The organism is Microbulbifer sp. ABH2_005, from assembly GCF_056160005.1.
The window spans coordinates 1,795,531-1,820,491 of record NZ_JBSWWI010000001.1 but is presented as its reverse complement, the minus strand read 5'-3'; the positions used below and the strand labels follow the sequence as shown (position 1 = coordinate 1,820,491).

Sequence of the window (24,961 nt, the reverse complement as noted above, 5' to 3'; positions counted from 1 at the left end):
AGGGAGACACATAACAACAAGGATTCAGCGGCAGGGCCGAAAGCCTCCGATATACCGGGGGGTTGGCGGGTCGCAGGAGACAAAACCATGAAAAAAGAAGCAGCCAAGAAGAGCACCCAGTACGTCGCCCGTGAGCCCAATGCTGAGGGCTTTATTGAGTACACAGAGCTGGAACACCAAACCTGGCAGCGCCTAATTGAGCGCCAGCTGGATGTGTTGCCCGGCCGTGCCTGTGATGAGTATATGCACGGCCTCGAGCTGCTAGACCTGCCCCGCGATCGCATCCCACAGCTTGAGGAAATCTCCTCGGTACTGCGCCGGGAAACCGGCTGGGAAGTGGCGCGAGTACCGGCGTTAATCGGCTTTGAAACCTTTTTTGGCCTGCTCGCCGATCGCAAATTCCCGGTTGCCACCTTTATTCGCACCCCAGAGGAGTTCGATTACCTGCAGGAGCCGGATATCTTCCACGAAATTTTTGGTCACTGCGCCATGCTGACCAACCCGGCCTTCGCCAATTTTACCGAGAAATACGGCCAATTGGGCCTAAAAGCCTCCCCTAAAGAGCGCGCTTATTTGGCGAGACTCTATTGGTTCACCGTGGAGTTTGGCCTGCTCAATACCGGGGACGGCCTGCGTATTTATGGCGGCGGTATTCTTTCCTCCCCGAAGGAAACCCTCTACGCACTCAGTCATGAACCTGAGCGCTACGACTTCAGTGCCATCGACGCGCTGCGTACGCCCTATCGAATTGATATCGTGCAGCCTGTTTACTATGTGTTGAGCGACTTGCAGCAGCTGCAGGAACTCACCGAAATAGACCTGATGGCCAAGGTACGTGAGGCAATCGAACTGGGCCTTTTCGAGCCCCGCTTCCCACCGAAGAACGCCGCCTAAACCGTAACTGCCGGGTGCTGCCTCAGCACCCGGCCCTCTCTCCTGCCCACTTTTAAATCCCAGCCGAGCACCCGCCCGCCCCACCCATTTGCACAAACTGCTCTCATCGACGTTGCACTTGGGGAAAATTCCACTACCGGCGCAATTCCCCTGAGCCTATCGTTACGTCAGGTGGAAAAGGAAGAGGCAAACTACCTGCCAACCTTCCGGCCACCCAGAACATCCAACCACCGCCAGGGCAAAGCCAGTGAGGGCATGAATTTCAACGCAGGGAAACAAGGCCCTAGGTTACGGGGAGCGCTGTAGCACTATGTCCTCACTTGACGCGATTGATAGACACCTGCTCGCTATTCTGCAATCGGACGTCAGCCTTTCTATTGAGGAGCTGGCGGAGCGTGTGGGACTCACTAAAACCCCCTGCTGGCGCCGGGTGCAGAAGCTGGAAAAAAGCGGCATCATCCGCCGCAAAGTCGCCCTGCTCAATGCGGAAATTCTGGGGCTGCCGGTTTCGGTTTTCGCCCAGGTAAAAACGGATCAGCACACCCCGGAGTGGGCTGAAGCCTTCTCCAAACATGTGGAACAGCTGCCGGAAGTGGTGGACTGCTACCGCATGGCCGGGGACTACGACTACTTGCTACGGGTGGTGGTGAGCGATATTTCTGCCTACGACCGCTTTTACAAGGAATTGATCAGGCACGTAGGCATTAGCGATATTATTTCGAATTTCGCCCTGGAGCAGATCAAAAGCACCACTGAACTGCCCATCCCCTCAGAGAACCCAGAGTGATAAAGGTTTAGCTGTCCGTCCATCTGTGGATAATGATGAGATCTCGCTCACTTTCAAGGATGACCTGTGGCGGACAGCTCTCTCTTCCAATCTTTCTTCCTTATTTTTAGTGGCGCCGCGATAGTCGCCACTCTGGCGCTCTTCGGCCGCCAACCCCTACTGGTTGCCTATATCGCACTAGGTGTACTGCTGGGACCATCCGGATTTGCGGTCATCGACAACCTGCGCCTGCTCTCCGATATGTCCAACGTGGGTATCATCTTCCTGCTGTTCCTGTTGGGGCTCGATATGCAGCCCCAGGCGCTGGTCTCGGTTCTGCGCAAGGCCACTTTTGTCGGCATTATCAGTTGCGCCATATTCCTGGGTATCGGATTTTCCATTGGCCAACTGTTTGGCTTTACCACCATGGAAAGCTGGGTGATCGGCATGGCCCTGATGTTCTCCAGTACCATTATCGGCATCAAGCTGTTACCCACCACGGTGCTACACCACAAAAAGCTGGGGGAGTTGATGGTGGGCCTGTTGCTGTTTCAGGATTTTGTCGCCATCGTCTGCCTGATGATTTTGCTCAGTGACAGCAGTGGCGACATGCACCTGGGGCAAGTGGCTCTGTCTTTCGGAGCCCTGCCCTTATTAGTGGCGTTTGCCTGGGTAGTAGTGAAATACCTGCTGCTGCCGCTGTTCAGCCGATTCGATCGCTTCCACGAATATGTGTTTTTGATGGCGCTGGGCTGGTGTATGGGCATGGCGGAATTGGCCGAGACGCTGGGACTGTCGCGGGAGATCGGCGCCTTTATCGCGGGTATCACGCTCGCCGCCAGCCGAATTTCCCAGTACATAGCCCTCAATCTGAAACCCCTGCGGGATTTCTTTTTGATTCTGTTTTTCTTCAGCCTGGGCGCCCAGTTCAAACTGTCGATGCTGCCGGAAATCCTGGTCCCGGCACTGGTAACCGCTGCCGTAGTATTGCTGGCCAAGCCGGTGGTATTTCGCTACCTGCTTGGTAGCCACAGCGAACTCAAGATATTGGCCTGGGATATCGGCTTTCGCCTGGGGCAAATTAGTGAATTCTCCCTGCTGATCGCCCTACTCGCCTTCAGCCAGAATCTCATCGGCAGCGAAGCCTCGCACCTGATACAGGCCACCGCCATTCTGACCTTCCTGGTGTCCTCGTATATCGTGGTGATGAATTTTCCCAACCCCATCGCCACCAAGGACGAATTGCGCAGGGATTAAACCTGCGCAGGCCTGACGAGGGATTTCACCGCGGCTTTCGAGCGCTCCAGTAGTTGGGGAATATCTTTGCCAAGCATCAGGTACAGGCAAGGCACCAACAACAGCGAGATAGCCGTGGCAGCGAGGATGCCGTAACCGAGGGAAATCGCCATCGGGATCATAAAGCGCGCCTGCACCGAGGTTTCAAAAATCATCGGCATCAGGCCACAGAAAGTGGTGACCGTGGTCAGCACAATCGGGCGAAAGCGGCGCGCCGCCGCGCGCTTGATCGCCGTCTCCAGGTCGATACCCTCGTTACGCAAGCGGTTGCTATATTCGATCATCACCAGAGTATCGTTAATAACTACCCCAGCGAGGGCCACCATGCCCAGCAGGCTGACCATGCTGAGGCCGTAACCCATACCCAGGTGGCCGAGCAATGCACCGATCACGCCGAAGGGAATGGCAATCATCACGATCAGCGGCTGTATATAACTCTTCAGCGGAATCGCCAGCAGCAGATAGAGCACCGCCATAGCCAACATAAAAGTCATGCCCAGTGAGGCGAGCCCCTCCCTTTCATCCGCCTGACGCCCTTCATAGGAAACCCCGAGACCGGGGAACTCGGCTTTTAATTGCGGCATCACACTGAGATTGAGCTCGTTGATCACCAGGGCGGCCTGATCGCTGGGTTCCACATTGGCGGTAACCGTGGTCACTCGGCGACCCTCGCGGCGATTGATCTTGGCATAGGCGCGCCCCTGGTCGATCTCGACAAGGTCGAGGAGCGGCAGCCACTGGCCGTTGCCGGCGCGAATCATCATATTGTGTACATCGTCCATCGTGACTCGCTCACTCTCCGGCAGGCGCACCATCACCTTCACCTGGTCACGCCCGCGCTGCTGGCGCAGCGCTTCGGCACCGTAGAGAGAAGCCCGCAGTTGACGACCGATGTCCTCGGCGGAAACATCCAGGCTTTTGGCGGTTTCTGTGAGGGTTAAATCGAGCTGGGCTTTGCCGAGCGAAATACCCGCGTCGATATCGCTCACATTGGGGAATTTCTCCAGCTCACTGGCCAGGCGCAACGCGGCCTGTTCCAGTGTGTCCGTATCGGTATGACGCAGCTCCACCGTCAAGGAGGAACCGGCGCCGGGTCCGCCGCGATCAGACGCCGTAATGGCACTGAGAGAACCGGCTATAGGTCCCACCTCTTTTCGCCACTCACGCACAAACTCTCCGGTGGAGAAGCTGCGCTGATCCGCCGCAACAAAATAGGCGTCCACCTGAATCGCATCGTCCCCAATCATCCCGCGACTGCCGAGGAAAACCCGATCGCGGTCGTATTGTTCGAGCACTCTATCGGCCGCATCAATAATCTGCGCCCTGGCTTTCTCCAACTGCTGTTGAGGGGTACCGGTGGGGAAAGTCACCGCAAAACGGCCTGAATCCCGCTCCACTCGCGGCATCAGGGTAAAGCCCATGCGCCCGCTGGCCGCATAGCCCCCCATCACCAGCAAAATAGCAATGGCGACGGCAATCGTGCTGTAGCGGTGCGCCACACAGAAATCCAAAAAGGGCCGGAAGCGTCGTTGTACGAAGCGGTCCAGGCCGCGTGCCAGCAATTTTTGCCGGGCGGCAAATCGGCGGGCCCGTCGGCTTTTGTAACCCCGGCGGGAATGGGCCAGGTGCGCCGGCAAAATAAACAGTGCCTCGACCCAGGAAATAATAAATACCGAACCCACTACAAAAGGAATAACACCGAAGATCTTGCCCATAAAACCGGGCAATTCCATCAGGGGAATAAAGGCGACGATATTGGTGAGGATGGCAAAGGTGAGCGGCACCGCCACCTGGCGCGCACCGGCAATAGCGGCCTCTAAATTGCTATAACCCTTCTGGCGCCACTCGTGAATATTTTCCCCAGCGATAATCGCATCATCCACCACTATGCCCAGGGCGATGATAAAGGCGAACATACTCACCATGCTGATAGAGATATCCAACCCGGGCAGGAACAGCAGCGAACCGAGAAAACTGGTGGGGATTCCCAGCGTCACCCAAAATGCCAGGCGCAATTCCAGGAAAGCGCCAAGCACCACAAACACCAGCAGCAGGCCGATAAATCCGTTTTTCAACAGCAAAGAGAGACGCTCTTTAAATATTTCCGAGTCGTCATCTCGAATTGTGAGGGTCACCCCCGGTGGCAGGCTGGTTCTGACCTCATCGATCACTTCCCGCGCCGCCTCACTGACACTCATGGGTGTCTGCTCGCCCACGCGGTAAATTTTGATGCTGACGGCGGGCTCCCCGTTAAACACCATATTACGCGCCTCGTCTTCGAGGGCATCGCTGATATTGGCGATATCACGCAGATAGACCGGGCCACCACCACTGCCGCGGGTTACCACCACATTGCCAAACTCGCGCGCCCAATCACGCCGCTCGGTAACCCGCACCAGGATTTCGCCGGCATTGGATTTAACACTGCCGGAGGGAATATCCACCGCCGCATTTTTTACCACCTGGGCCACTTCCGACAGGGTGAGACCATAGCGTCGCAAATCATCGCGGCGTATCTCAACGGCCACTTCCAGATCGCGAACCCCCTGGGCCTCCAGTTGGGTGATACCGCTGTGCGCCTCCAGCTTGTCGTAAACCTGCATGGCCAGGGCGCGCAAACTGCGATCGTCCAGATTACCGTGCAGGACAAGATCCAGTACATCGCGCTTGCGCTCGGCCAGACTTACCTGCGGACGTTCGATATCACCGGGGAAGGTGGTCACCGAATCGATGGCTTGCTGAATGTTTTGAAAGACCAGATTGGCATCCGCATCGCCCTCCAACTCCAGAATCAGGGAAGCGCTGCCCTCATTGGCCGCACCACGCATTTCCTTGATACCCACAATGCCCTGAACCGCCTGCTCGGCAGCCACCAGCACGCCGCGCTCCACCTCTTCCGGACTGGCGCCGGGATAGGAGATGGAAACGGTCACCATATCCAAGCTAAATTCCGGAAAGACTTCTTTCTTCACCACCAGGGAAAAAATAAGTCCGCCCACAATCAGGACCAGCATCAACAGGTTGGCGGTTACATGGTTGCGCGCCATCCAGGCGATGGCACCTCTGCGGGTATCTATGTCCGCATCAGCTCTTTTGCGCTCAGTCATTGGCACCCCCAGCTTGCTGGGGTCGGAGTCCAGGCATTGCGCCCTCATTTGCTGAGGCAGCGGCATCGGCGGGCAGGCTTTTACCCGGGCGGGGCCCTCCGGCAATCCTTACCGGCATGCCTTCGGTGACGGTGATCAGGCGGGTCGTGACCAAGGTTTCCCCACCGCTAAGACCCCTGTCGAGCACGGCGAAGTCGCCGCTCGTATAAGCGACTTCAACAGGCTGGATACTGGTGCGGTTGTCACGCACTACCCAAACCTGATTGTCATCCTGCAAGGCGGTGAGCGGAATCCGCACCAGCGCCTCTTTACCCTGGGAGACGATTTCCACCCGCGCCAGATCATTGAGTAAAAGCTGCGGCTGAGAAGGGTCCACCACGGAGAGAGGATCCTCCAGCTCGACCAGCACCCGAGCCAGGCGCCCCTGCTCCTCCAATACCGGTATCACCCGCACAAACTCTCCCTGGCGATAACTACCGGCGGGCCACTGGCTGCCGTATATGCGCACTTCCACGTCAGCGCTGTTTAACCGGTGTAACTGGCTAGCGGGAACCTCAACGGCTATCTGGAAGCGGCTGGCGCTGGCCAAACTGTAGAGATTGACGCCGGGGGATACGCGATCCCCCACATCCACATTGCGCGCCACTACGAGAGCATCAAAGGGGGCCCGCACTTCTGTGAGACGCAGATTGCGCTGTGCCAAAGCCACCTCGGCTTCTGCCGCCTGCACCGCGGCCTCGGCCGCTGCCTTCTGGGGTTCACGTAACACCAGTGCGCGGTCGGCATCGCCCAGGGCAGTACCGAGCAGCTCGTACTCTTCCCGGGCCACCTGCTGTTGGCCCAACTCCTGCTGCAATTCCGCACGGCGCCCAGCCAGGGTGCTCTGGGCAGACTTCAGAGCCAATTGGTAGGGTTCGGCATCAATGCGTAACAACACCTTGCCTTTGGGCAAAACTGCGCCGGGCCCCAGGTCGTAGTCGAGCCACTCCACCTGCCCATCAACCAAGGGCTCTACCTCCGCCAATTCACGCGCGGTCACTTTCCCCAGAGCACTCAGGGTAACGGGGAAGTTTCCCTGTTCCGCCACGGCCACATCCACGGCTGGCGGTGGCACCTTGCGCTCTCCACGGGAAACTGTGGGTTTCTCCCGCATCATCCAGGCGGCAATCACAACGGCCAAAGCCAACAGGGCTACTGGTATGAGCAAGCGCGGATTGAACTTCTTCAACATCAACTATTTCCCTCCAGGTACAGCTCCAGGTCTGCGGGCTCCGGTGCAGGCAGATCTTCCTGGGGCAGCCCCCCAGAAAGCGCGCGATATAAAGTAATTCGGTTCTGCAGCAGCTGGCGTTCGGCGGACAACACCTCGCGAGCCAGGCTCTGCTGTTCGGTGGTAGCCGTCAGCAGGTTGAGAAAATCGACGGCGCCGCGGGTGTAGGCCCGGTTGCGCCGCTGGACAATCAAGTCGGACAAACGCTCCCGCTCACGCAGGTGTTGAAGCTCCAGGCTTAAGGCGCGCTCACGGATCAGGGCCTGCTCAACTTCTGACAGCGCCTGATTCACCGTTTCGCGATACAGCGCCCAGCGCTCCTGCAAGGCTGCATCCTGCTGTTGCCGTGCCGAACTGAGCGCACCGCCATCGAAGATCACCCCTTCAAGGGAAGCGGCGATAGCGAGCAGCCAATTCTCGGTAACATCGCTGATCAAACTGGTACCGTTACTCGCTACTGCGGAGAGACTCAGTACCGGCAAGCGATCCGCCCAAGCTTGATCGGCCAAGTGGTAGTCCTGCACCAGCTTGCGCTGGGCTTCCCGCACATCTGGGCGCCGCAGCAACAGTTGTGAGGGAATGCCGGTATCAGGCAGGGCTGGCAGAATGGGTAGACTCGCAACTTTGTGAATGTATCCATCCAGCTGGCCTGGATTGATACCCAGCAAGGTGGCCAGTTGCACCTCGAGTATCTCAATGTCTGCACCGGCTTGCTCCAACTCCTGTTCAGAGCGCTGTACCAGCTGGCGTTGCTGCAGCACATCGGCAGCAACGCTGACACCGCGAGCAAAGCGCGACTCCAGTACCTGCAGAGATTTGCGATTGGTTTCCAGCTGCTCCTGCAGCAAGTCGCGCTGGCCCCACTGTTCACGCAACTGCAACCAGGTTGAGGATACCTCCGCGGCGAGGCTCAGAGAGGCAGTTTGAAGATTCTGTTGCTGGGCCTGAAGTCCCGCCTCGGCCGCACTGGCTCCGGCACGCACGCGCCCCCAGAGATCCAGTTCATAACTGGCGGCAATCCGAGTGCTCCAGCTATTGCCCTCATTGGAAGGGTCGGTGAATTCCCCGGAAGAGTATCGCTGCTCGGTATTTTCAATCTGGGCCGTCAAACTAGGCCACAGGCCCGAGCGCGCCCCGCGGGCTACTGCTGAGGCCTGGCGTAAACGCCAGTAACTGGCCTGCAGATCCGGATTGTCCTGCAGGGCTAGCTCAACCAGCTGGTCGAGTTGGGGGTCTTCAAACCCGCGCCACCAACGGACATCGGCTGCCACTGCGCCCGAGGCACTAAATGCCTGCGGCAGGGACAAAATATCCTGCGGCTCGGCAGTCTCGATCGGCTGAGAGGAACAGCTGGCCAGCAGTGGAACACAAATTGCCAAAACACGGTAAAAGCCCAAGGAAAATCACCGGAAAAGTATTTAAAAACAGGAAAAACAGAGAATTATTGCGCCCATTATCTTCCGACAAAAATAGCTCGCAAGGCGTTTTACCCTTGTTTACACAGACACACTCCTAATAGCCTAAATTTTGCTGTCGATAGGAGTGCCCCGGCGCGGCTACTTAGGTATGATGCGCCACAATAAACTGAATGGTCACCGGGATTTGTCGGGGGCAATTGCCAATGCTCCAGTCAGAATCCGTCAGCTTTTTGCCGGACTGGCGACAAACTTTGGTGCCGATTAATAACGGAAGAAGTAGAAGAGACTAGCCATGAGTAAACATCAGCCACTCGCCCACTGGGACGATATCCTGCTGCTGGATCAGCAGTTGACCGACGAAGAGCGCATGGTGCGCGATGCCGCGCGCGAATACTGCCAGAACAAGCTGATGCCGAGGGTCTTGGAGGCCAACCGCCACGAGATCTTCGACCGTGAAATCATGAGCGAAATGGGTGAGCTGGGCCTGCTGGGTTCCACCATCGAAGGTTATGGCTGTGCCGGTCTCAACTACGTTTCCTACGGTCTGGTGGCGCGTGAAGTCGAGCGCGTAGACTCCGGCTACCGCTCCGCCATGAGCGTGCAATCCAGCCTGGTGATGCACCCCATCTACGCCTACGGCAGCGAAGAGCAGAAGCAGAAATACCTGCCCAAGCTGGCCAGCGGTGAATGGGTTGGTTGTTTCGGCCTGACCGAGCCGGATGCTGGCTCCGATCCCGGCGGTATGAAAACCCGCGCCAAAAAAGTGGACGGCGGCTACCGCATCAGCGGCGCCAAAATGTGGATTACCAACAGTCCCATCGCCGATGTCTTCGTGGTTTGGGCCAAAGACGATGATGACATCATTCGCGGCTTCGTACTCGAGAAAGGTATGGAAGGCCTGACCGCACCGAAAATCGAGGGCAAGTTCTCCCTGCGTGCCTCCATCACCGGCGAGATTGTGATGGACAATGTCTTCGTTCCCGAAGAGAACAAGTTCCCCGAAATCGGCGGACTGCGCGGCCCCTTCGGCTGTTTGAACCGCGCCCGCTACGGCATTTCCTGGGGCGCCATGGGTGCCGGTGAATTCTGCTGGCACGCAGCGCGCCAGTACGGCCTGGACCGCAAACAGTTCAACCGCCCACTGGCACAAACCCAGCTGTTCCAGAAGAAGCTGGCCGATATGCAAACCGAAATTACCCTGGGTCTGCAGGCCTCCCTACGCGTTGGCCGCATCATGGATGAGAACAAGCAGTTCGACCCCACCATGATCTCCCTGGTGAAGCGCAACAACTGCGGCAAGGCCCTGGATATCGCCCGCGTTTCCCGCGATATGCACGGTGGTAACGGCATCTCCGACGAGTTCCACGTGATTCGCCACGTGATGAACCTGGAAGCGGTAAATACCTACGAGGGCACCCACGACGTACACGCGCTGATCCTGGGCCGTGCACAGACCGGCCTGCAGGCGTTCGTTTAACGCCTCATTGGGCGCTACTCGCGGCAACACCCGCGGGTATGCGCCCTGCCCCATTAAACCGGCGGCTTTCCCTGAGCCTCCTAAATTTTTTGTAAATTACTACCCTTTGGCTTGCGCCTTTATCTCCTGCACATTGATCACGCAAAAGGCAATGCCGGCGAAAACCAACAGGGATGCCCACCACTCGATAGTATCCATCGACTCACCTAAAAGTACCCAGGAGCCCATCAAGCCAAATACCGGAACCAATAGCCCAAAGGGTGCAACAAAAGCAGCTGAATAACGCCGCATCAATTCCCCCCACCACATAAATCCAAGCAGAGTGATAAACAAACACTGATATAGAACCGCACCCCATGCCAATGGCGAAGCTTCAAGTAAAACCTTGAGTGGTCTTTGCGTTTCCATAAAATAAGATAATACGAATAGCGGGATTGGCGGCACCAGTGATGCCCAAATCATCAGATGCAGCAGGTTTACCCCCTTCATGCTCTTCAGCAACATATTTCCAATAGCCCAGGCCATTCCCGAAGCAATCAGAAGCACGAGCCCCATTGTGGTTGTCGCTCCATTCTCATCGGCGTGTAGAAAAAATATCGTGAAACCCACAGCGGCAACCAACAAGCCTAACAACTGCTGCCGGCTTATTTTATCCCCAAAAAAATAAACGCTAAAAAGTAGGGTAAAAAGTACCTGTGACTGCGCCAACAAACTGGCAACACCAGATTGTGCATCGCTACGCAGAGCAAAATAAACCAAACCGGTGTTGAGGAACTGAAGAAAAATTCCCGTCAAAAATACATTCATCACAGAGGTTTTCGGAAACGGGAAAAAAATGATAAGTGGCACACCCACCAGCGAAAATCTCAGGGCGGTCAGCAACAATGGAGGGATATCATTGATTGCAAATTTAACAATTGGGTAAGCCATGCCGATGATAAATACACAAGCCAGCGCTTTTAGGATGCTATAAATTGGCATAGTGGGTACTTGGTTTCAGATATTTATCACTCACTGTTTCTGTCCCAATCCCAATCATTTCACAGGGTTTTACCCCTTTGATGTGGCAGCATTCAATAACACCTGTCGGCAAGGCCAATTTTTCCATCAAATCCCTTAAAATCCTTTTTTTACTTTTAACGGCGCGCATAAGATTCGCAGACAAACCTGCCAAGGTTAATCAGACAAAAGCTTCCCCATGCTCTGCCAAACTCACAGAGTGCTAAAGGGATTCTCTCTCCTGTGGCCAGCAGCCATAAATAGGCTGCCGATTGCACCGCCTCACACTTCTAACTGGCGGCCAAGTAGCCGACTCCCTTTGCGTAAATAGAAGTGCTATTCTCCCCTGCCCGCCAATCTCTGGATGTAACAATGATATGGATGAGCTGCTGCATTGGTTCGACTTGATCGGTATTGCAGTCTTTGCCTTTAGTGGTGTACTCGCTGCAGGCCACAAGCAGATGGATTTGTTTGGCGCAGTAGTGCTCGCCTGTGTCACCTCCACGGGAGGGGGAACCATTCGGGACATCATCCTCAATATTCCCGTGTTTTGGCTGCAAGACACCTACTATTTGTGGATCGCTGTCACCACCGGTGTAGTCAGTTTTTACCTGATACGCTATTTACAAGTGCCCATGCGCCTACTGATGATAGCGGACGCCATTGGCCTCGCAGTATTTGTCGTGATCGGCACACAGAAGGGGTTAGAGCTGGGTTACTCCGCCACTATTGCCATCGTAATGGGAATGATGACCGGTACTTTCGGTGGTGTAATTCGCGATGTACTCTCCGGGGATATCCCACTACTTCTGCGCCGGGAGATCTATGCCACTGCGGCCCTCACCGGCGCCGCCGTGCTGGTTGCCCTCGATGCCAGTGGCAAATTGCCGGGGGACTTGGTAGTGGCTATAGCCGTGCTGGTTACCTTGGCAATCCGCCTGGCAGCTCTGAAGTGGAACCTCTCCGCACCCATTGCGCGATTCGGTAACCATTGAGCGGCACAGCCCACAGAACCTAGAACTTTTTCTGCCCACAGGAAGACACTTAGTGCGAAATCTCCGCCCACTGACCGCCTGCATCATATTCATCAGCTTACTGGTGAGCGCCTGTGATCGGTCTGAGCAGGGGGCTACCCCCGCGGTGAAAAAGCCCAGGAGCTATACCCACCTATACCCCAGGTCCTGCTGGTTTAAAACCGATGACAGTTGGCCCGCTACCCAGTGCTACATGATGGAAGTGCCGGAGGATTACGCCCACCCCACCAGGCGAAAAATTCGCTTCCCGGTGATTCGCTTTCGCGCCAATCATCCAGCCCCCAATAAGGCACCGCTGCTACACCTTGGGGCCGGTGGCCCCGGCGCCAGCATGGGGTTGGAGCCGGAAAACGCCAGCGACTGGTTGTGGTTGAACTACGCCGCGATGACTGTTGAAGACGGTCGCGATTTAATCGTGATCGATCCACGCGGCACCGGCATGGCGCGGCCGCGCCTCACCTGCAGCGAGTTTATCGAGGACGCGCAAACGGCTTTCCAGCGCAACCTCTCCCCGGAAGAGGAAGCGCGTGTTTTCGCTTTCAGTATGGAGCGCTGCTACAGCCGTCTGAGCAAGGGCGCGGATATGGCGCAGTACAACAGCTCGGTGATTGCTCGGGATGTGGAAGAGCTGCGCAAGCTGTTGAAAATCGATAAGCTCGACCTCTATGGCGTTTCCTACTCTTCCCGTTACGCCCTCACTTATGCACGGGATTTCCCCGATTCAACCCGCGCCCTGGTGCTCAACAGCGCGGTCTTCCCGAATATCGCCTATACCCAACAACTTGCTCAGGATTCACTGGCGGCTTACGAGCGCGGCCTCAAGCACTGTATTGAGGATGAAAAATGTAACAGCCGCTACCCGGATCTGCGCCGGCGCCTGGAGAACCTGGTGCAAACCCTCGATGAGAAACCGCGCACGATCTCTATCAAGCACCGCTATTCGAATCAGCCCTACCCGTTTGTCCTCACGGGCCAACGCCTGCTGAGGGTACTGTTCCAGGCTTTGTACAACGAGAATTTTTACAGTGAACTGCCAAAGCTGATTGAGGGGCTGGAAAACAGTGGCGACGAGGGCCTGAAGCCCGCGCAAAAAGCCATTGGACACTTTATGGAAATCGTACTGGACCCCTACTTTGGGGACGCGGCCGGGGTCAGCCATTTCTGCTACGAGGAAGCCCCCTTTGTCGATTTCGACCAAGCCCGCGAGAGCGCCGAGGGCACCGGCATACTCGGCGGCGCTGTGCGCTCAGACCTGAAGTTACTGCAACTGCAATGCCGTATCTGGGCGATCCCCGCCGCACCACTGCTGGAATCCCAACCCATTGCCACTCCCGCGCCGGTTATGGTGTTGCACGGTGGGCTCGATCCGGTTTTATCCGCGGAGGATGTAGATATAGCGCGCAAAGCGCTGCCCAATCACCAATGGCTGCTATTCCCTCAATTGGCTCACGATATTATTTCTGCCAGCAGCTGCGCAGAGAAAGCGGCGGCGCGCTTTCTCGACAACCCAGAAAGCGACCAGACAGAACCCACCAAAGACTGCCGCAAGCAGGAACTGGCAGACCAGATCCAGGAAGAGCAAGAGGAGCAGAGCCAAGGTGGTGAAACAGAGGCTCCCTCCACTGGCGTACCAGCCCCGGAAAGCGAACCCTAAACGATTGGCGTCATTGGACGACAGCAGGAATCAACATGGACCGAATGCACAGCGCTTCGCTCATTGAAGTCGAGGATCTCCAAAAACGGATTGCCGACGAGACAGTAGTCATCCTGGACTGCCGCTATGATCTCGCCGACAAGGAAAGCGGAGCCCAAGCCTATGCAGCGGGGCATATTCCCGGAGCCCACTACGCCAGCCTGCACCGGGATCTGTCCGCCCCCACACACCAGTTTGGCGGACGTCATCCCATGCCCAACAGCGCTCAGTTCCAGCAATTCGCCCGCAAGTTGGGTATCAATACCGATACGCCAGTGGTTGTCTACGACGATAACCGCCTGGGCTTTGCTGCGCGCGCCTGGTTCCTGTTTTTCTTTTTCGGCCACACAAATATCCAGGTTCTCAATGGAGGCCTGCGTGCATGGCTCGATGCCGGTCTGGCCTTAGAGAGCGCTGAACCGGAAGCCGCACCGGAAGGCAATTTCAGTGCAAGGCCAAAAGACAATCTGCTGGTGCACTACGAGACCCTTAAAACCTCTCTGGGCGATGCGCCTTGGCAGCTGGTTGACGCCCGAGATGCAGATCGCTTTGCCGGCAAACACGAACCCATAGATCCCATCGCGGGCCATATCCCCAGCGCCATCAACCAACCCTGGCGGGAAATGACCGACGAGAAGGGCAAAGTGAAGTCGCCTGCGGCGCTCCAAGCTATTTGGGATTCCCACTCAGATGGACGGCCCATTCTGAATTACTGCGGTTCAGGGGTGACGGCCTGTGTAAACTACTTTGCTCAACAGCTGGCCGGACGCCGGGATTCCCTGCTCTATCCAGGGAGCTGGAGCGATTGGTGCGCACATCAGCGGCAAAGCAAATAAGAGGCTAGGAAGAATCTAGTCAGGGGGATTAAGGGGGCAGTGATTTCCGCCCCCACGGATCAGCCGAGCGCCTTAATCGTGCATGGGATTACGCAGTATCGGGCAAACGGCTTCTTTGTTTTTCGCCATATACTGCTGATGGTATTCCTCGGCGTAATAAAATGGCTGAGCCATGCTAATTTCGGTAGTCACCTCACCGCGCTGCTTTTCATTGAGGGCCGCTTGTATGGCTTCCCTACTCGCCTCAGCTTCTTTCTTCTGCCCTTCGTGAGTACAGAAAATACAGGAGCGGTACTGGGAGCCGATATCATTGCCCTGGCGCATGCCTTGGGTGGGATCATGCATATCCCAAAAAGTTTTCAGTAACTCTGCATAGCTGACCTTCTTCGGGTCAAACACCACCTTAACCACCTCGGCATGTCCCGTGCGGCCACTACACACCTCATCGTAATTTGGGTTCTCGGTGGCGCCATCGGTGTAACCCACTGCAGTGGCATAGACGCCATTAATTTCCCAGAACAGTCGCTCCGCACCCCAGAAGCAGCCCATGCCAAATAATGCGACCTCCATGCCCTCGGGGAATGGCTCCTGAATGGGATTGCCGTTGACATAATGGACGCCGGTGATTTCCATCGGCTGTGGTCGGCCGGGCAAAATCTGATCCGCATCCGGAATCTGGAATTTGTCGTATTGCATACTGTTATCTCAAGTGCTGAAATTTTCTTCAAACAGGATAGCTACAAGCCATCATTCCGCCCAGAGTTTGGAAGGGCTTGAGGCGAGCCATGGTAACCTGACAATCCATGGGATCGGAAAGATATTTAAGCCCTGGACACAAACTTGGCAAGTTCAGAATCTAAGGAGCCGCCATTGGCACGTTTAATTCTTCTAATACTGATTGTTATCGGCGTCTGGTATGCCTGGCAAAAAATCAAAGCCAGTTCAAAGGGCGATAAACGCAAACAGATTTTCTTTATCACGCTAATGGGGGCGGCGGCGGTTGTCGTGCTGTTGGCAATCAGTGGACGGCTACATTGGGTCGGCGCCACAGTATTGCTAATTTTGCCGGTATTGGGGCGCCTGCTCAATCAACTCACGCGCCTGATGCCCTGGCTGGCCCCCCTATTTGAGCGTTACGCACGCAAGCGGCAAAACCCGAATCCACAGCAAGAGCAGGAAACTCAGCAGGAACATAAAACCACACAGACCGACCAGGGGCCGCCATTAAGTGAACATGAAGCGCGGCGGATTTTGGGCGTCGGCGCCAAGGCCGGGCGGGATGAAATTATCGGTGCGCACCGCAAACTTATCCAAAAATTGCACCCGGATCGCGGTGGTAACGACTACCTAGCGTCGCGGGTAAATGCCGCCAAGGAATTGCTGCTGCGCACGCTCTAATCTTCAGCCCTTTTCAGAGCGTTATTCTGGTACTCGACAGAGGAGGTGGATATAACGCGCCAGCTGACGATAGGGGTCGGTCTGCGAGTACTCCAGTTCCTTTTGTACGATTGCCGCGGCGGGCAGTTTGTCGCGAATAGCTGGCGTCATAAAGTCGTGAAAACAGCGGATGCCACTATGACAAGTCACTTCAAAGCCCGCCTCTTGCAGCCAATCACTCACCCACTCCATTAGCAGCGGGTTTTGTGGTGTCAGGCTGCCGGGGTGCCCGCCCCAGTAATCCTCATCGATATTGCGCTCCAACTGACGAAAGCTGCCGCGCTGCAACAGGCGAAACTCCAGCGCGCGTCGGTTGTAAAACGTCAGAGACAAGTAGCCACCCGGTTTCAGCAAACGGTGCAGTTGCTGCAAGGCCAGCCGTGGTTCCTCCAGCCACTCAAGCACCGCATGGCAGATTACCAGGTCCGCGCCCTGCAGCATTTTCATCTGCGCCAGCGCCTGTAAGGGTTTATGCAAAAGGGTTACGCGCTTTTGCAAATGTCTCGCCTGCACCTCTGCCGCAGCATGCTCCAGCATTTGCGCCGAAATATCTGCCAAGTACACCCGATGCCCTGCAGCAGCCAAGTCCATGGCAAAGTGCCCCTGGCCACCACCGGCATCCACAATTTTCAGAGTGCGTGATTCCCGGCTGACAATCGACGCCAAATCACGGTTCAATACCGCCAGGCGAATATCACCCTTGAGACCACCGTAAATTCGATCGCGAAATCGATGCGCCAGGTCGTCAAAGTTTCTGTCGCTGTAACGTGTATCGCTCATGGGGCCCCACCAACCACAACTTCAGTAGCCCGGCGCTCGTTTTCCGCGATTTTACTGCGCAGCGCCACATCCATATCCACTCCGAGTACCTCCGCCAACTTACACAGGTACATTTGGATATCTGCCAGCTCTGCGGCAACCTCTTCAGCATTCTCACTCTGCATCAGCGCGTGGATGTCAACGTTATCACGCCACTGAAAATGCCGATTCAATTCTGCCACTTCAACCGAGAGCGCCATCGCCAGGTTCTTTGCGGTATGCAGCTGCTGCCAACCCCGCAGTTTTGCCACCTTGTCAAAGGCCGCCACAATTTCACAATTTTCCACTGAACTTCTTCCTCTGCTGGCGCTCCAGGCCACCCTCCCGCGCCGCCAAAATCGAATTGAGCGCGCGGGACATAAACTCGCGCCGGTACAACACACAAACCACAAAAACGTAACCGGCAATAAACAGCAGAGGGTGGATAAACCAACCCAGTACCGACATGGAAAAGTAATAGGAGCGCAAACCGTAGTTGTAACTGTGCCCGGCATGGTCGATTACTTTGGCGGTGCTGATGGCAAAACGGCGGCGCTCGGCCTCGGACAACTCTCCCGCTTCTGGCGGAGGCGCAGCGCCGATCAGCACATTGGCAAAAGAGTACTGGCGCAGGGACCAAGTAAAATTGAAAAAGGCGAAAATAAAAATCAGGATAAGCAGCATCACCTTAAGCTCAAACTGCTCAACCGTGGTGGGCTCGGCAAAGGGCAAGCTGGTGAGCACTTCAATGGCGGCCTTGTTCGCGGTTAGCGCCGTTACCAAGCCCGCCAGAATCAGGATACTGGTGGAGGCAAAAAAACCAATCACCCGCTCCAGGTTGCTGAGGATCGCGGTATCCGCCATGCGCATATCCCGGTCGAGCATGCGCAGCATCCACTCCACTCGATACCATTGCAATGAAGATGTGAGACACCAAGTCTCTTTGGCTTTCTTACGTGCGAATACGGTGTAACCCACCCATGTGATAAAAAAGCCAGTGACGCTGGCAATATCCAACCAGGACAACCTCTATCTCCCTGTTCGTCTACATTTATGCCGGGGCTTCGGTAGGTGAAGTCTTCGCCTTGCTGACATCCTTGTCAACACTGTCTTTCCGGTGTGTGCAAGCGGTAGAATAGCGCCCTTTCGCCGGCGGCAGAGGCCGGCCAGAAAATTTTCTATAACTCCAGGGAGCTGTCTTTTGAACAACTCACATCCTGCATTTGAACTGGTTACCAGCGCAGAAATCGATTCCCTCGGCGTGCGCGTCGAGGAATACCGCCACACCACCACCGGTGCCCAACACCTGCACATTGCCGCAGACAACGCGGAAAATGTTTTCCTGGTGGCACTGCGCACTGTGCCCCACGATTCCACCGGTGTGGCCCATATTCTCGAGCACACCGCACTATGTGGCAGTAACAAATACCCGGTGCGCGACCCTTTCTTTATGATGATTCGGCGTTCACTCAACACCTTTATGAATGCCTTCACCAGCTCGGACTGGACCGCCTACCCCTTTGCCAGCCAGAACCGCAAGGATTTCAATAACCTTCTCGATGTTTATTTGGATGCGGTATTTTTCGCCACATTGGACCCGCTGGATTTTGCCCAGGAAGGACACCGCCTGGAATTTGCCGAAACCGAAAACACCAGTAGTGAGCTGGTCTACAAAGGCGTGGTGTTCAATGAGATGAAGGGCGCCATGAGCTCGGTCAGCTCGCAGCTTTGGCACACCCTGAGCAAATACCTGTTCCCCACCACGACTTACCACTTCAACTCCGGTGGCGAACCCTCAGATATTCCCAAACTCAGCTACCAAGAGTTAGTGGATTTCTACCGCAGTCACTACCACCCCAGCAACGCCATCTTTATGACCTTCGGCGATATTCCTGCCGCTGAGCACCAGGCTGCTTTTGAAGAAAAAGCGCTGCACAAATTTGAAAGGCTGGACAAGACAATCGAGGTAGGCCGCGAAGACCGCTACCACGCTCCACTCAAGGTGGAAGAGCACTACCCGCTTACCGGCGAGCCCCTGGAAGGAAAAACCCATATTGTTTTGAGCTGGTTACTCGGTGACGTAACCGATCTGGAAGAGGCCCTCACCGCACACCTACTCGCCGGTGTACTGCTGGATAACAGTGCCTCCCCGCTGATGAAACTGTTAGAAACCACCGACCTCGGCACCTCCCCTTCCCCACTTATCGGGCTGGACGATTCCCAGCGGGAACTGGTGTTTGTCTGCGGTATTGAAGGCAGCGAGCGCGAGCGCGCCGACGAGCTGGAAAAACAAGTACTCGCCGTATTGGAAGAAGTCGCCGAGAAAGGCATTCCCTACGAGCAGGTAGCCGCCAGTTTGCACCAGCTGGAACTGCAACAGCGCGAAATCGGTGGTGACGGCTACCCCTTCGGCCTGCAGCTGATCCTCACCGCACTTACTGGCGCTACCCACCGTGGCGATGCGGTTGGCCTGCTGAATATCGACGCCACCCTGGAAAAATTGCGCGAACAGATCAAAGATCCGATGTTTATCGCCAATAAAGCCCGCAAACTATTGCTGGAAAACCAGCACCGCGTGCGCCTGGTGATGAGCCCGGACGACAAACTGGCCGAGCGCAAAGAGCAGGCTGAAAAGGAACAGCTAGCGCAGATTAAGGCGCGCCTCAGCGAGAAGGAAAAAGCGCAGATTGTCGAAACCGCCAAGGCCCTAGCGGATCGCCAAAACCGCGAGGACGATGCCTCCATCCTGCCCAAAGTGGGTGTAGAGGATATCCCCGCGGAAATGCCCGATGTCGAGGGTGAAACCACTGAAATCGGCGAGCAAAAACTCACCCGCTACAGCGCCGGCACCAATGGTCTGGTTTACCAGCAGATGGTTTGCGCCCTGCCGGAATTCAGCGAGGAAGAAAAAGCTCTACTGCCTTACTACTGCCAGGTATTGAGTGAGGTTGGCCTCGCCGATAAAGACTACTTGGAAGTCCAGCAATGGCAGACCCGTGTCGCCGGTGCCCTGCATGGCTTTACCAGCAGCCGCACCGCCATCGACAACCTGGATCACCTTTCCGGCCACTTTATTCTTTCCGGCAAGGCACTCTCTCGCAACCAGGGCGAACTCACCGAACTGATGCAGGCCACCATGGCGCAAGTGCGCTTCGATGAGCACGCCCGCATTAAAGAACTGCTGCAACAAACCCTGGCGCGCCGCGAGCAGGGCGTTGTTGGCAACGGCCACGCCCTCGCCATGGCAGCAGCCAGTGCTGGCTACAACCGCGCAGCCTGGGAGAGCCATGCCAGCGGCGGCCTGCTGGGCCTGCGCAACCTGAGAGCTCTGGTCAAAGGGCTCGATGAAAAAGACGGCCTGCAGCAACTTTCCACGCATTTCCAGGCGATCCACGACAAGATCCTCACCGCTCCACGTCAGTTCCTGTTGATTGGGGAAGAGGAGAAACTGGGAGATTTCAGCCAGGCATTGGCCCCGCTTGTCTCTACGTCGAGCGCAACTGCGGCCAACCCGGATGCACCCTTTGAGCGCAAACAGGTACAAGAGCTCTGGGTGGCCAATAGCCAGGTGAATTTCTGCTCCAAGGCTTACGCCACCGTGCCCATGTCGCACCCGGATGCCGCACCGCTTTCTGTATTGAGCGGTTTCCTGCGCAACGGCTTCTTGCACCGCACGATTCGCGAACAGGGCGGCGCCTACGGCGGTGGTGCCGGACACGATAGCAATATCGGGGTATTCCGCTTTTACTCCTATCGCGACCCGCGCATGGGGGAAACCCTAGAGGATTTCGATGCCTCTCTGCAGTGGCTGGCCGAAGGCAAGCACAAGGAGGAGCAGGTGGAAGAGTCGATCCTCGGTGTGATTGGCGGCCTGGACAAACCCGGCTCCCCCGCCGGCGAGGCCAAAAAGAATTTCCACTCCGGCCTATATGGACGCACCCATGAAGTACGCCAGCAGTTCCGCAAGCGGGTGACAGAAGTTACTTTGCAAGACCTGCAGCGCGTTGGTGCCACTTACCTGGAACCGTCCAAAGCCAGCACCGCTATTGTCACCGGCCCTCAAGGCAGTGAAGCGGCGGCAAAGCTGAACCTGCAAGAAGAAAAACTGTAATAACGCCAGGCCCCCGGCAGCAATATCTGCCGGGGCGCCGGTTTTACCCGCTTGCAGACAAAATGTACTCGGCGGTAATCATTCCTCTCGGATCATTGCCGTGATCCCCAAGCGAAGTCCCGATGAGCAAACAAGATAATATCTACGCAAACCCACTGGGCCAGGTGGCCGGTTTTGAATTTGATCGGCAGGTGGTGCAAGTCTTCCCGGACATGATCAAGCGCTCCGTGCCCGGCTACACCACCATCGTGGCCATGATCGGCACCCTCGCGGAACGCTATGCCCAGGCCGGCAGCCGTTGCTATGACCTCGGCAGCTCACTGTGTGCCGCCACCCTGGCCATGCGCCACCGCATTCCCGCGGCAGATTGCGAAATCATTGCCGTAGATAATTCCGAGGCGATGGTGTCCCAGGCGCGCACGGTACTCGAAGCGGACAGCGGCGAAGTGCCGGTGCAACTCATCTGCGACAACCTGCAAAACGTGGCGATTGAAAACGCCTCCGTTGTGGTGCTGAACTTCACGCTGCAATTTATTCCGGTTGAGGAGCGCGAGGAAATCCTACGTAAAATCCAGCAGGGACTGCGCCCCGGCGGCATACTGATTATTTCCGAGAAAGTGGACTTCGCCGATAAAGACCACAACGAACTGATGATTGAGTTACATCACTCTTTCAAGGCCGCTAATGGCTACAGCGCCCTGGAAATTGCACAAAAGCGTTCGGCGTTAGAAAACGTATTGATTCCTGAGACCCTGGACACCCACCGCACGCGCCTGAAAAGTGTCGGCTTTACCAGTGTCGATGTCTGGTTCCAGTGTTTTAACTTTGCCTCCCTGATCGCCATCAAAGGCACCCCCGATAAGTAAGTACCCGTGATTGACTACACCCAACTCTACCAAGGCCTGCAACATATCCCGGAACTGCGCGGCTGGCTGGCCCAGCTGCCTCAACAGGTAGCCGAAAACCTAAGCCCGCATCGCTGGGGCGACCTACCCGACTGGCGCGCCGCTGTCGAAGCTCTGCCGGATATCGCCCCTTCCAGCATCGAGCTCAGCAAGAGTGTGCGTATCGGCCAGGCCAGTGATGCCTCTCCGGGACAGTTGCAGCTACTGGAACAGGAACTGAGAAAACTACATCCCTGGCGCAAAGGCCCCTGGGAAATTTTTGGCCTGCCTATCGATACCGAATGGCGCTCCGACTGGAAATGGGACCGGGTACTGCCTCACCTGGCACCTATGGAAAACAGGTTGGTGCTGGATGTAGGTTGTGGCAACGGCTATCACTGCTGGCGCTCCTATGGCGCCGGCGCCCGGCGTGTGATTGGCATCGACCCCTCGGCAAAATTCGTCGCGCAGTTTTACGCCCTGAAAAAATATCTTGGCGAGGACCAGCCGGTAGACCTGCTGCCACTCGGCATCGAAGCCCTGCCCGCAAATCTGCGCGCCTTCGATACCACCTTCTCAATGGGTGTGCTCTACCACCGCCGCTCGCCAATGGATCACCTTCGCGAGCTGCGTGAGACCCTGCGCCCCGGTGGCCAGCTGGTGCTGGAGACCCTAGTGATTGATGGCGGGCTCGGGGATTGCCTGGTGCCGGAAGATCGTTACGCCAAAATGCGCAATGTGTGGTTCTTCCCCAGCTGCGCCACTTTGGAGAGTTGGCTGCGCAAATGCGGGTTTCACAACCCCAGGACGGTAGACTTGAATACCACCAGCCTGGAGGAACAGCGGCGCACCGACTGGATGCATTTTGAATCCCTGGCCGACTTTCTCGATCCGCAATCGCCGGACAAAACCGTAGAAGGTCACCCCGCGCCCAAACGCGCTGTTTTGGTCGCGGAAGTGCCGTAGCTTGTATCACAGCCGGTGATAGGGAACTCATAAATTCCGCAAAACCCGCAACAAGTAGAATTTTGTACGGAATAGCAGCTGCCGTCTTGATTGTTGCGCCTTGTAAGGCAAAGTGCGCCCCTAAATGGTGCAACTATATCCTTAAGGGAGGGCCGCAACTGTGTGCGGCCCAGCGCAGAGAATTTATATGAGTATTAGCGTATTTGAACTGTTCAAAATTGGTGTTGGCCCCTCAAGCTCCCATACGGTGGGCCCCATGGTCGCCGCACGCCAGTTTGTTCAGGACCTGCGCGACCGCGACCAGCTCGCAAAAACCGACCGTGTTCAAGTACACCTTTACGGCTCCCTGGCCCTGACCGGCCTCGGCCACGGCACTGATATGGCCGTTTTGATGGGATTACTGGGCCAAACCCCCGATACTATCGACGTCGATAGCATCGACGAGAAGATGGACGCCATCCACAGCGAGCAGGTATTGACCCTCAATGGTGACCACAAAATAGAGTTTGTTCGCGATCGCGACCTGCTCTTCCATATGGAAGAGTTTCTGCCTCAACATTCCAACGGCATGACCTGCCAGGCCTATTGCGGCGATGAACTGTTGTTCGAGCGCAGCTATTTCTCCATCGGCGGTGGCTTTGTTCTTTCAGAAGAAGACTTCGCCCACAAGGAGGAGATTGCCACCCTACTGCCCTACGATTTCAGCAACGCCGAACAGCTGATGAAGATCTGCGACCGGCACGGCTGGACCATCGCCGAATTGGCTATGGAAAATGAGAAAGCATTTCGCAGCGAGCAGGAAGTCAAAGACCGCCTGTGGAATATTTGGAAAGTAATGGAAGCCTCCATCGAGCGGGGCTGCCAGCAGAAAGGCATTCTGCCCGGCGGCCTAAAAGTGCGTCGCCGTGCCGCCGAGCTCTACCGCGAGTTGAGTAAACAAACCGCAGAGGAGCGCAATCGCGGCCTCGCCATCCTCGACTGGGTAAGCCTGTTTGCCCTCGCCGTTAACGAAGAGAATGCCGCGCGCGGACGTATTGTTACCGCCCCCACCAACGGTGCCGCCGGTGTTATTCCCGCGGTTATCGCCTATTACGTGGAATTTGTGCACGATCCGGAAGTACACGGCGAACTCAAAGATCAGGTAGTGAAGTTCCTGCTCACCGCCGGCGCCATCGGCATGCTATTTAAGAAAAATGCCTCTATCTCCGCCGCCGAAGTGGGCTGCCAGGGCGAGATCGGCGTTGCCTGCTCCATGGCCTCCGCGGGCCTGGCCGCCGTAGAAGGCGGCAGCAACCAGCAAATCGAAAACGCCGCTGAGATCGGAATGGAGCACAACCTGGGACTCACCTGCGATCCTATAGGTGGCCTGGTGCAAGTTCCCTGTATCGAGCGCAACACCATGGGCGCAGTAAAAGCCATCAACGGCGCTCGCCTGGCCCTACGCGGCGACGGCGCCCATATCGTACCGCTGGATAGCGTGATCGAAACCATGCGCCAGACTGGTATCGATATGCAGAGTAAATATAAGGAAACATCTCTGGGTGGGTTGGCGGTTAACGCGGTTAACTGCTAATTGATTTTTTATGCCGGGGTTGGATTTAGCCCCGGTAATTTTGCTATTTCTGGCGAATCAATTTTTCACAGATGCCTCTGAACAGCCCCATAAAACCTCTGTGGACCTTGAAGACTATAGAGGTTAGGTCCGGCTCGCCACAAAAGGCCTTAGTCCTTTCAAATTTCAACCTCGAAAAATACCTATAGCCTACTTTTATCGCCCGATCTTTATCTAGGCGCATTAGATTTTAATCTTAGGTCCACTCTTGGAAAGTATAAAAGCCCCCTTAAGCCTACAGTGGCATGTTCTACGAGCCCTCATTGGCTTACATGATATATTCTGCCGCAAGTCTAGCAGTAGTTACCTGGGCATCCAGAGTAAACACAACAATAGGCAGTCTTAGTGAAAGACCGGGACCAT

21 protein-coding genes are annotated in these 24,961 nt (G+C 56.2%); 12 read left to right on the top strand and 9 right to left on the bottom strand.

What is annotated here, in order from left to right; translation table 11 throughout:
• Nucleotides 1–87 precede the first annotated feature (87 nt).
• The 3 genes from phhA to ACXAFI_RS07950 all read left to right on the top strand — a co-directional run bounded on the left by phhA (nt 88) and on the right by ACXAFI_RS07950 (nt 2,917).
• Nucleotides 88–894 carry a phenylalanine 4-monooxygenase gene (phhA, locus tag ACXAFI_RS07960; RefSeq protein ID WP_475108363.1) on the top strand — a complete coding sequence of 269 codons (807 nt, stop codon included), beginning with the start codon at nt 88–90 and terminating at the stop codon, nt 892–894.
• 310 nt (nt 895–1,204) lie between these two features.
• Nucleotides 1,205–1,681 carry an Lrp/AsnC family transcriptional regulator gene (locus ACXAFI_RS07955; RefSeq protein ID WP_475108362.1) on the top strand — a complete coding sequence of 159 codons (477 nt, stop codon included), beginning with the start codon at nt 1,205–1,207 and terminating at the stop codon, nt 1,679–1,681.
• Nucleotides 1,682–1,747: 66 nt separating this feature from the next.
• On the top strand, nt 1,748–2,917 hold the full coding sequence (locus ACXAFI_RS07950) for a cation:proton antiporter (RefSeq protein WP_444922294.1): 1,170 nt from the start codon (nt 1,748–1,750) through the stop codon (nt 2,915–2,917).
• On the opposite strand, the gene ACXAFI_RS07945 is transcribed toward ACXAFI_RS07950, so the two are convergent.
• The 3 genes from ACXAFI_RS07945 to ACXAFI_RS07935 are packed head-to-tail and all read right to left on the bottom strand — an operon-like array spanning nt 2,914 to nt 8,730.
• Nucleotides 2,914–6,063 carry an efflux RND transporter permease subunit gene (locus tag ACXAFI_RS07945; RefSeq protein ID WP_475108361.1) on the bottom strand — a complete coding sequence of 1,050 codons (3,150 nt, stop codon included), beginning with the start codon at nt 6,061–6,063 and terminating at the stop codon, nt 2,914–2,916. The genes ACXAFI_RS07950 and ACXAFI_RS07945 overlap by 4 nt on opposite strands.
• Nucleotides 6,056–7,294: an efflux RND transporter periplasmic adaptor subunit gene (locus tag ACXAFI_RS07940; protein ID WP_475108360.1), complete on the bottom strand. Its 1,239-nt coding sequence runs from the start codon at nt 7,292–7,294 to the stop codon at nt 6,056–6,058. Before ACXAFI_RS07940 ends, ACXAFI_RS07945 begins: the two co-directional genes overlap by 8 nt.
• Nucleotides 7,294–8,730, bottom strand: a complete 1,437-nt coding sequence (locus tag ACXAFI_RS07935) for an efflux transporter outer membrane subunit (RefSeq protein WP_475108359.1) — start codon at nt 8,728–8,730, stop codon at nt 7,294–7,296. Before ACXAFI_RS07935 ends, ACXAFI_RS07940 begins: the two co-directional genes overlap by 1 nt.
• 313 nt (nt 8,731–9,043) lie before the next feature.
• Between ACXAFI_RS07935 and ACXAFI_RS07930 the strand changes: the two genes are divergently transcribed.
• A complete protein-coding gene (locus tag ACXAFI_RS07930) occupies nt 9,044–10,228 on the top strand; it encodes an acyl-CoA dehydrogenase (protein WP_226648715.1) in 1,185 nt (394 codons plus the stop codon).
• A gap of 99 nt (nt 10,229–10,327) precedes the next feature.
• On the opposite strand, the gene ACXAFI_RS07925 is transcribed toward ACXAFI_RS07930, so the two are convergent.
• Nucleotides 10,328–11,209 carry a DMT family transporter gene (locus tag ACXAFI_RS07925; protein ID WP_475108358.1) on the bottom strand — a complete coding sequence of 294 codons (882 nt, stop codon included), beginning with the start codon at nt 11,207–11,209 and terminating at the stop codon, nt 10,328–10,330.
• On the bottom strand, nt 11,196–11,378 hold the full coding sequence (locus ACXAFI_RS07920; protein ID WP_475108357.1) for a hypothetical protein: 183 nt from the start codon (nt 11,376–11,378) through the stop codon (nt 11,196–11,198). Before ACXAFI_RS07920 ends, ACXAFI_RS07925 begins: the two co-directional genes overlap by 14 nt.
• A gap of 226 nt (nt 11,379–11,604) precedes the next feature.
• Here ACXAFI_RS07920 and ACXAFI_RS07915 point away from each other — a divergent pair, with 226 nt between their 5' ends.
• Genes ACXAFI_RS07915 through ACXAFI_RS07905 form a run of 3 tightly spaced genes read left to right on the top strand, consistent with a single transcriptional unit; the run spans nt 11,605 to nt 14,790 of the window.
• Nucleotides 11,605–12,222, top strand: coding sequence for a trimeric intracellular cation channel family protein (locus tag ACXAFI_RS07915; RefSeq protein WP_152453742.1), 618 nt, complete (start codon nt 11,605–11,607; stop codon nt 12,220–12,222).
• Between the two features lie 52 nt (nt 12,223–12,274).
• Complete coding sequence (locus ACXAFI_RS07910) at nt 12,275–13,915, top strand: alpha/beta fold hydrolase (protein WP_475108356.1); 1,641 nt, start codon at nt 12,275–12,277, stop codon at nt 13,913–13,915.
• 35 nt (nt 13,916–13,950) lie between these two features.
• Entirely contained in the window at nt 13,951–14,790 is an 840-nt protein-coding gene (locus ACXAFI_RS07905) for a sulfurtransferase (protein ID WP_475108355.1), read from the top strand.
• A gap of 72 nt (nt 14,791–14,862) precedes the next feature.
• On the opposite strand, the gene msrA is transcribed toward ACXAFI_RS07905, so the two are convergent.
• Entirely contained in the window at nt 14,863–15,486 is a 624-nt protein-coding gene (msrA, locus tag ACXAFI_RS07900) for a peptide-methionine (S)-S-oxide reductase MsrA (protein ID WP_152453744.1), read from the bottom strand.
• A gap of 174 nt (nt 15,487–15,660) precedes the next feature.
• On the opposite strand from msrA, the gene ACXAFI_RS07895 reads away from it, so the two are divergent.
• A complete protein-coding gene (locus ACXAFI_RS07895; RefSeq protein WP_475108354.1) occupies nt 15,661–16,188 on the top strand; it encodes a J domain-containing protein in 528 nt (175 codons plus the stop codon).
• Between the two features lie 21 nt (nt 16,189–16,209).
• On the opposite strand, the gene ACXAFI_RS07890 is transcribed toward ACXAFI_RS07895, so the two are convergent.
• Genes ACXAFI_RS07890 through ACXAFI_RS07880 form a run of 3 tightly spaced genes read right to left on the bottom strand, consistent with a single transcriptional unit; the run spans nt 16,210 to nt 18,051 of the window.
• Entirely contained in the window at nt 16,210–17,007 is a 798-nt protein-coding gene (locus ACXAFI_RS07890) for a methyltransferase (RefSeq protein WP_152453746.1), read from the bottom strand.
• A complete protein-coding gene (locus tag ACXAFI_RS07885) occupies nt 17,004–17,333 on the bottom strand; it encodes a nucleotide pyrophosphohydrolase (RefSeq protein ID WP_475108353.1) in 330 nt (109 codons plus the stop codon). The genes ACXAFI_RS07890 and ACXAFI_RS07885 overlap by 4 nt, the downstream gene beginning before the upstream one ends.
• Nucleotides 17,320–18,051, bottom strand: coding sequence for a DUF599 domain-containing protein (locus tag ACXAFI_RS07880; RefSeq protein WP_475108352.1), 732 nt, complete (start codon nt 18,049–18,051; stop codon nt 17,320–17,322). The genes ACXAFI_RS07885 and ACXAFI_RS07880 overlap by 14 nt, the downstream gene beginning before the upstream one ends.
• 175 nt (nt 18,052–18,226) lie before the next feature.
• Between ACXAFI_RS07880 and ACXAFI_RS07875 the strand changes: the two genes are divergently transcribed.
• From ACXAFI_RS07875 to ACXAFI_RS07860, 4 genes are all read left to right on the top strand, one after another.
• Entirely contained in the window at nt 18,227–21,136 is a 2,910-nt protein-coding gene (locus ACXAFI_RS07875) for an insulinase family protein (protein WP_475108351.1), read from the top strand.
• Between the two features lie 122 nt (nt 21,137–21,258).
• Nucleotides 21,259–22,002 carry a carboxy-S-adenosyl-L-methionine synthase CmoA gene (gene cmoA, locus ACXAFI_RS07870; protein ID WP_152453749.1) on the top strand — a complete coding sequence of 248 codons (744 nt, stop codon included), beginning with the start codon at nt 21,259–21,261 and terminating at the stop codon, nt 22,000–22,002.
• A 6-nt stretch (nt 22,003–22,008) separates the two neighbouring features.
• Nucleotides 22,009–22,986 (top strand): tRNA 5-methoxyuridine(34)/uridine 5-oxyacetic acid(34) synthase CmoB, encoded by a 978-nt coding sequence (gene cmoB, locus ACXAFI_RS07865; protein WP_475108350.1) that lies wholly within the window; start codon nt 22,009–22,011, stop codon nt 22,984–22,986.
• A 187-nt stretch (nt 22,987–23,173) separates the two neighbouring features.
• Nucleotides 23,174–24,559 carry an L-serine ammonia-lyase gene (locus ACXAFI_RS07860; RefSeq protein ID WP_475108349.1) on the top strand — a complete coding sequence of 462 codons (1,386 nt, stop codon included), beginning with the start codon at nt 23,174–23,176 and terminating at the stop codon, nt 24,557–24,559.
• The last annotated feature ends 402 nt before the right edge of the window (nt 24,560–24,961 follow it).

What these genes read in the sequence shown, in the direction of transcription:
- phhA (WP_475108363.1), top strand. Translation starts at nt 88, where the DNA reads ATGAAAAAAGAAGCAGCCAAGAAGAGCACCCAGTACGTCGCCCGTGAG.
- ACXAFI_RS07955 (WP_475108362.1), top strand. Translation starts at nt 1,205, where the DNA reads ATGTCCTCACTTGACGCGATTGATAGACACCTGCTCGCTATTCTGCAA.
- ACXAFI_RS07945 (WP_475108361.1), bottom strand. Translation starts at nt 6,063, where the DNA reads ATGACTGAGCGCAAAAGAGCTGATGCGGACATAGATACCCGCAGAGGT.
- ACXAFI_RS07940 (WP_475108360.1), bottom strand. Translation starts at nt 7,294, where the DNA reads ATGTTGAAGAAGTTCAATCCGCGCTTGCTCATACCAGTAGCCCTGTTG.
- ACXAFI_RS07930 (WP_226648715.1), top strand. Translation starts at nt 9,044, where the DNA reads ATGAGTAAACATCAGCCACTCGCCCACTGGGACGATATCCTGCTGCTG.
- ACXAFI_RS07925 (WP_475108358.1), bottom strand. Translation starts at nt 11,209, where the DNA reads ATGCCAATTTATAGCATCCTAAAAGCGCTGGCTTGTGTATTTATCATC.
- ACXAFI_RS07920 (WP_475108357.1), bottom strand. Translation starts at nt 11,378, where the DNA reads ATGCGCGCCGTTAAAAGTAAAAAAAGGATTTTAAGGGATTTGATGGAA.
- ACXAFI_RS07915 (WP_152453742.1), top strand. Translation starts at nt 11,605, where the DNA reads ATGGATGAGCTGCTGCATTGGTTCGACTTGATCGGTATTGCAGTCTTT.
- ACXAFI_RS07905 (WP_475108355.1), top strand. Translation starts at nt 13,951, where the DNA reads ATGGACCGAATGCACAGCGCTTCGCTCATTGAAGTCGAGGATCTCCAA.
- msrA (WP_152453744.1), bottom strand. Translation starts at nt 15,486, where the DNA reads ATGCAATACGACAAATTCCAGATTCCGGATGCGGATCAGATTTTGCCC.
- ACXAFI_RS07890 (WP_152453746.1), bottom strand. Translation starts at nt 17,007, where the DNA reads ATGAGCGATACACGTTACAGCGACAGAAACTTTGACGACCTGGCGCAT.
- cmoA (WP_152453749.1), top strand. Translation starts at nt 21,259, where the DNA reads ATGAGCAAACAAGATAATATCTACGCAAACCCACTGGGCCAGGTGGCC.
- ACXAFI_RS07860 (WP_475108349.1), top strand. Translation starts at nt 23,174, where the DNA reads ATGAGTATTAGCGTATTTGAACTGTTCAAAATTGGTGTTGGCCCCTCA.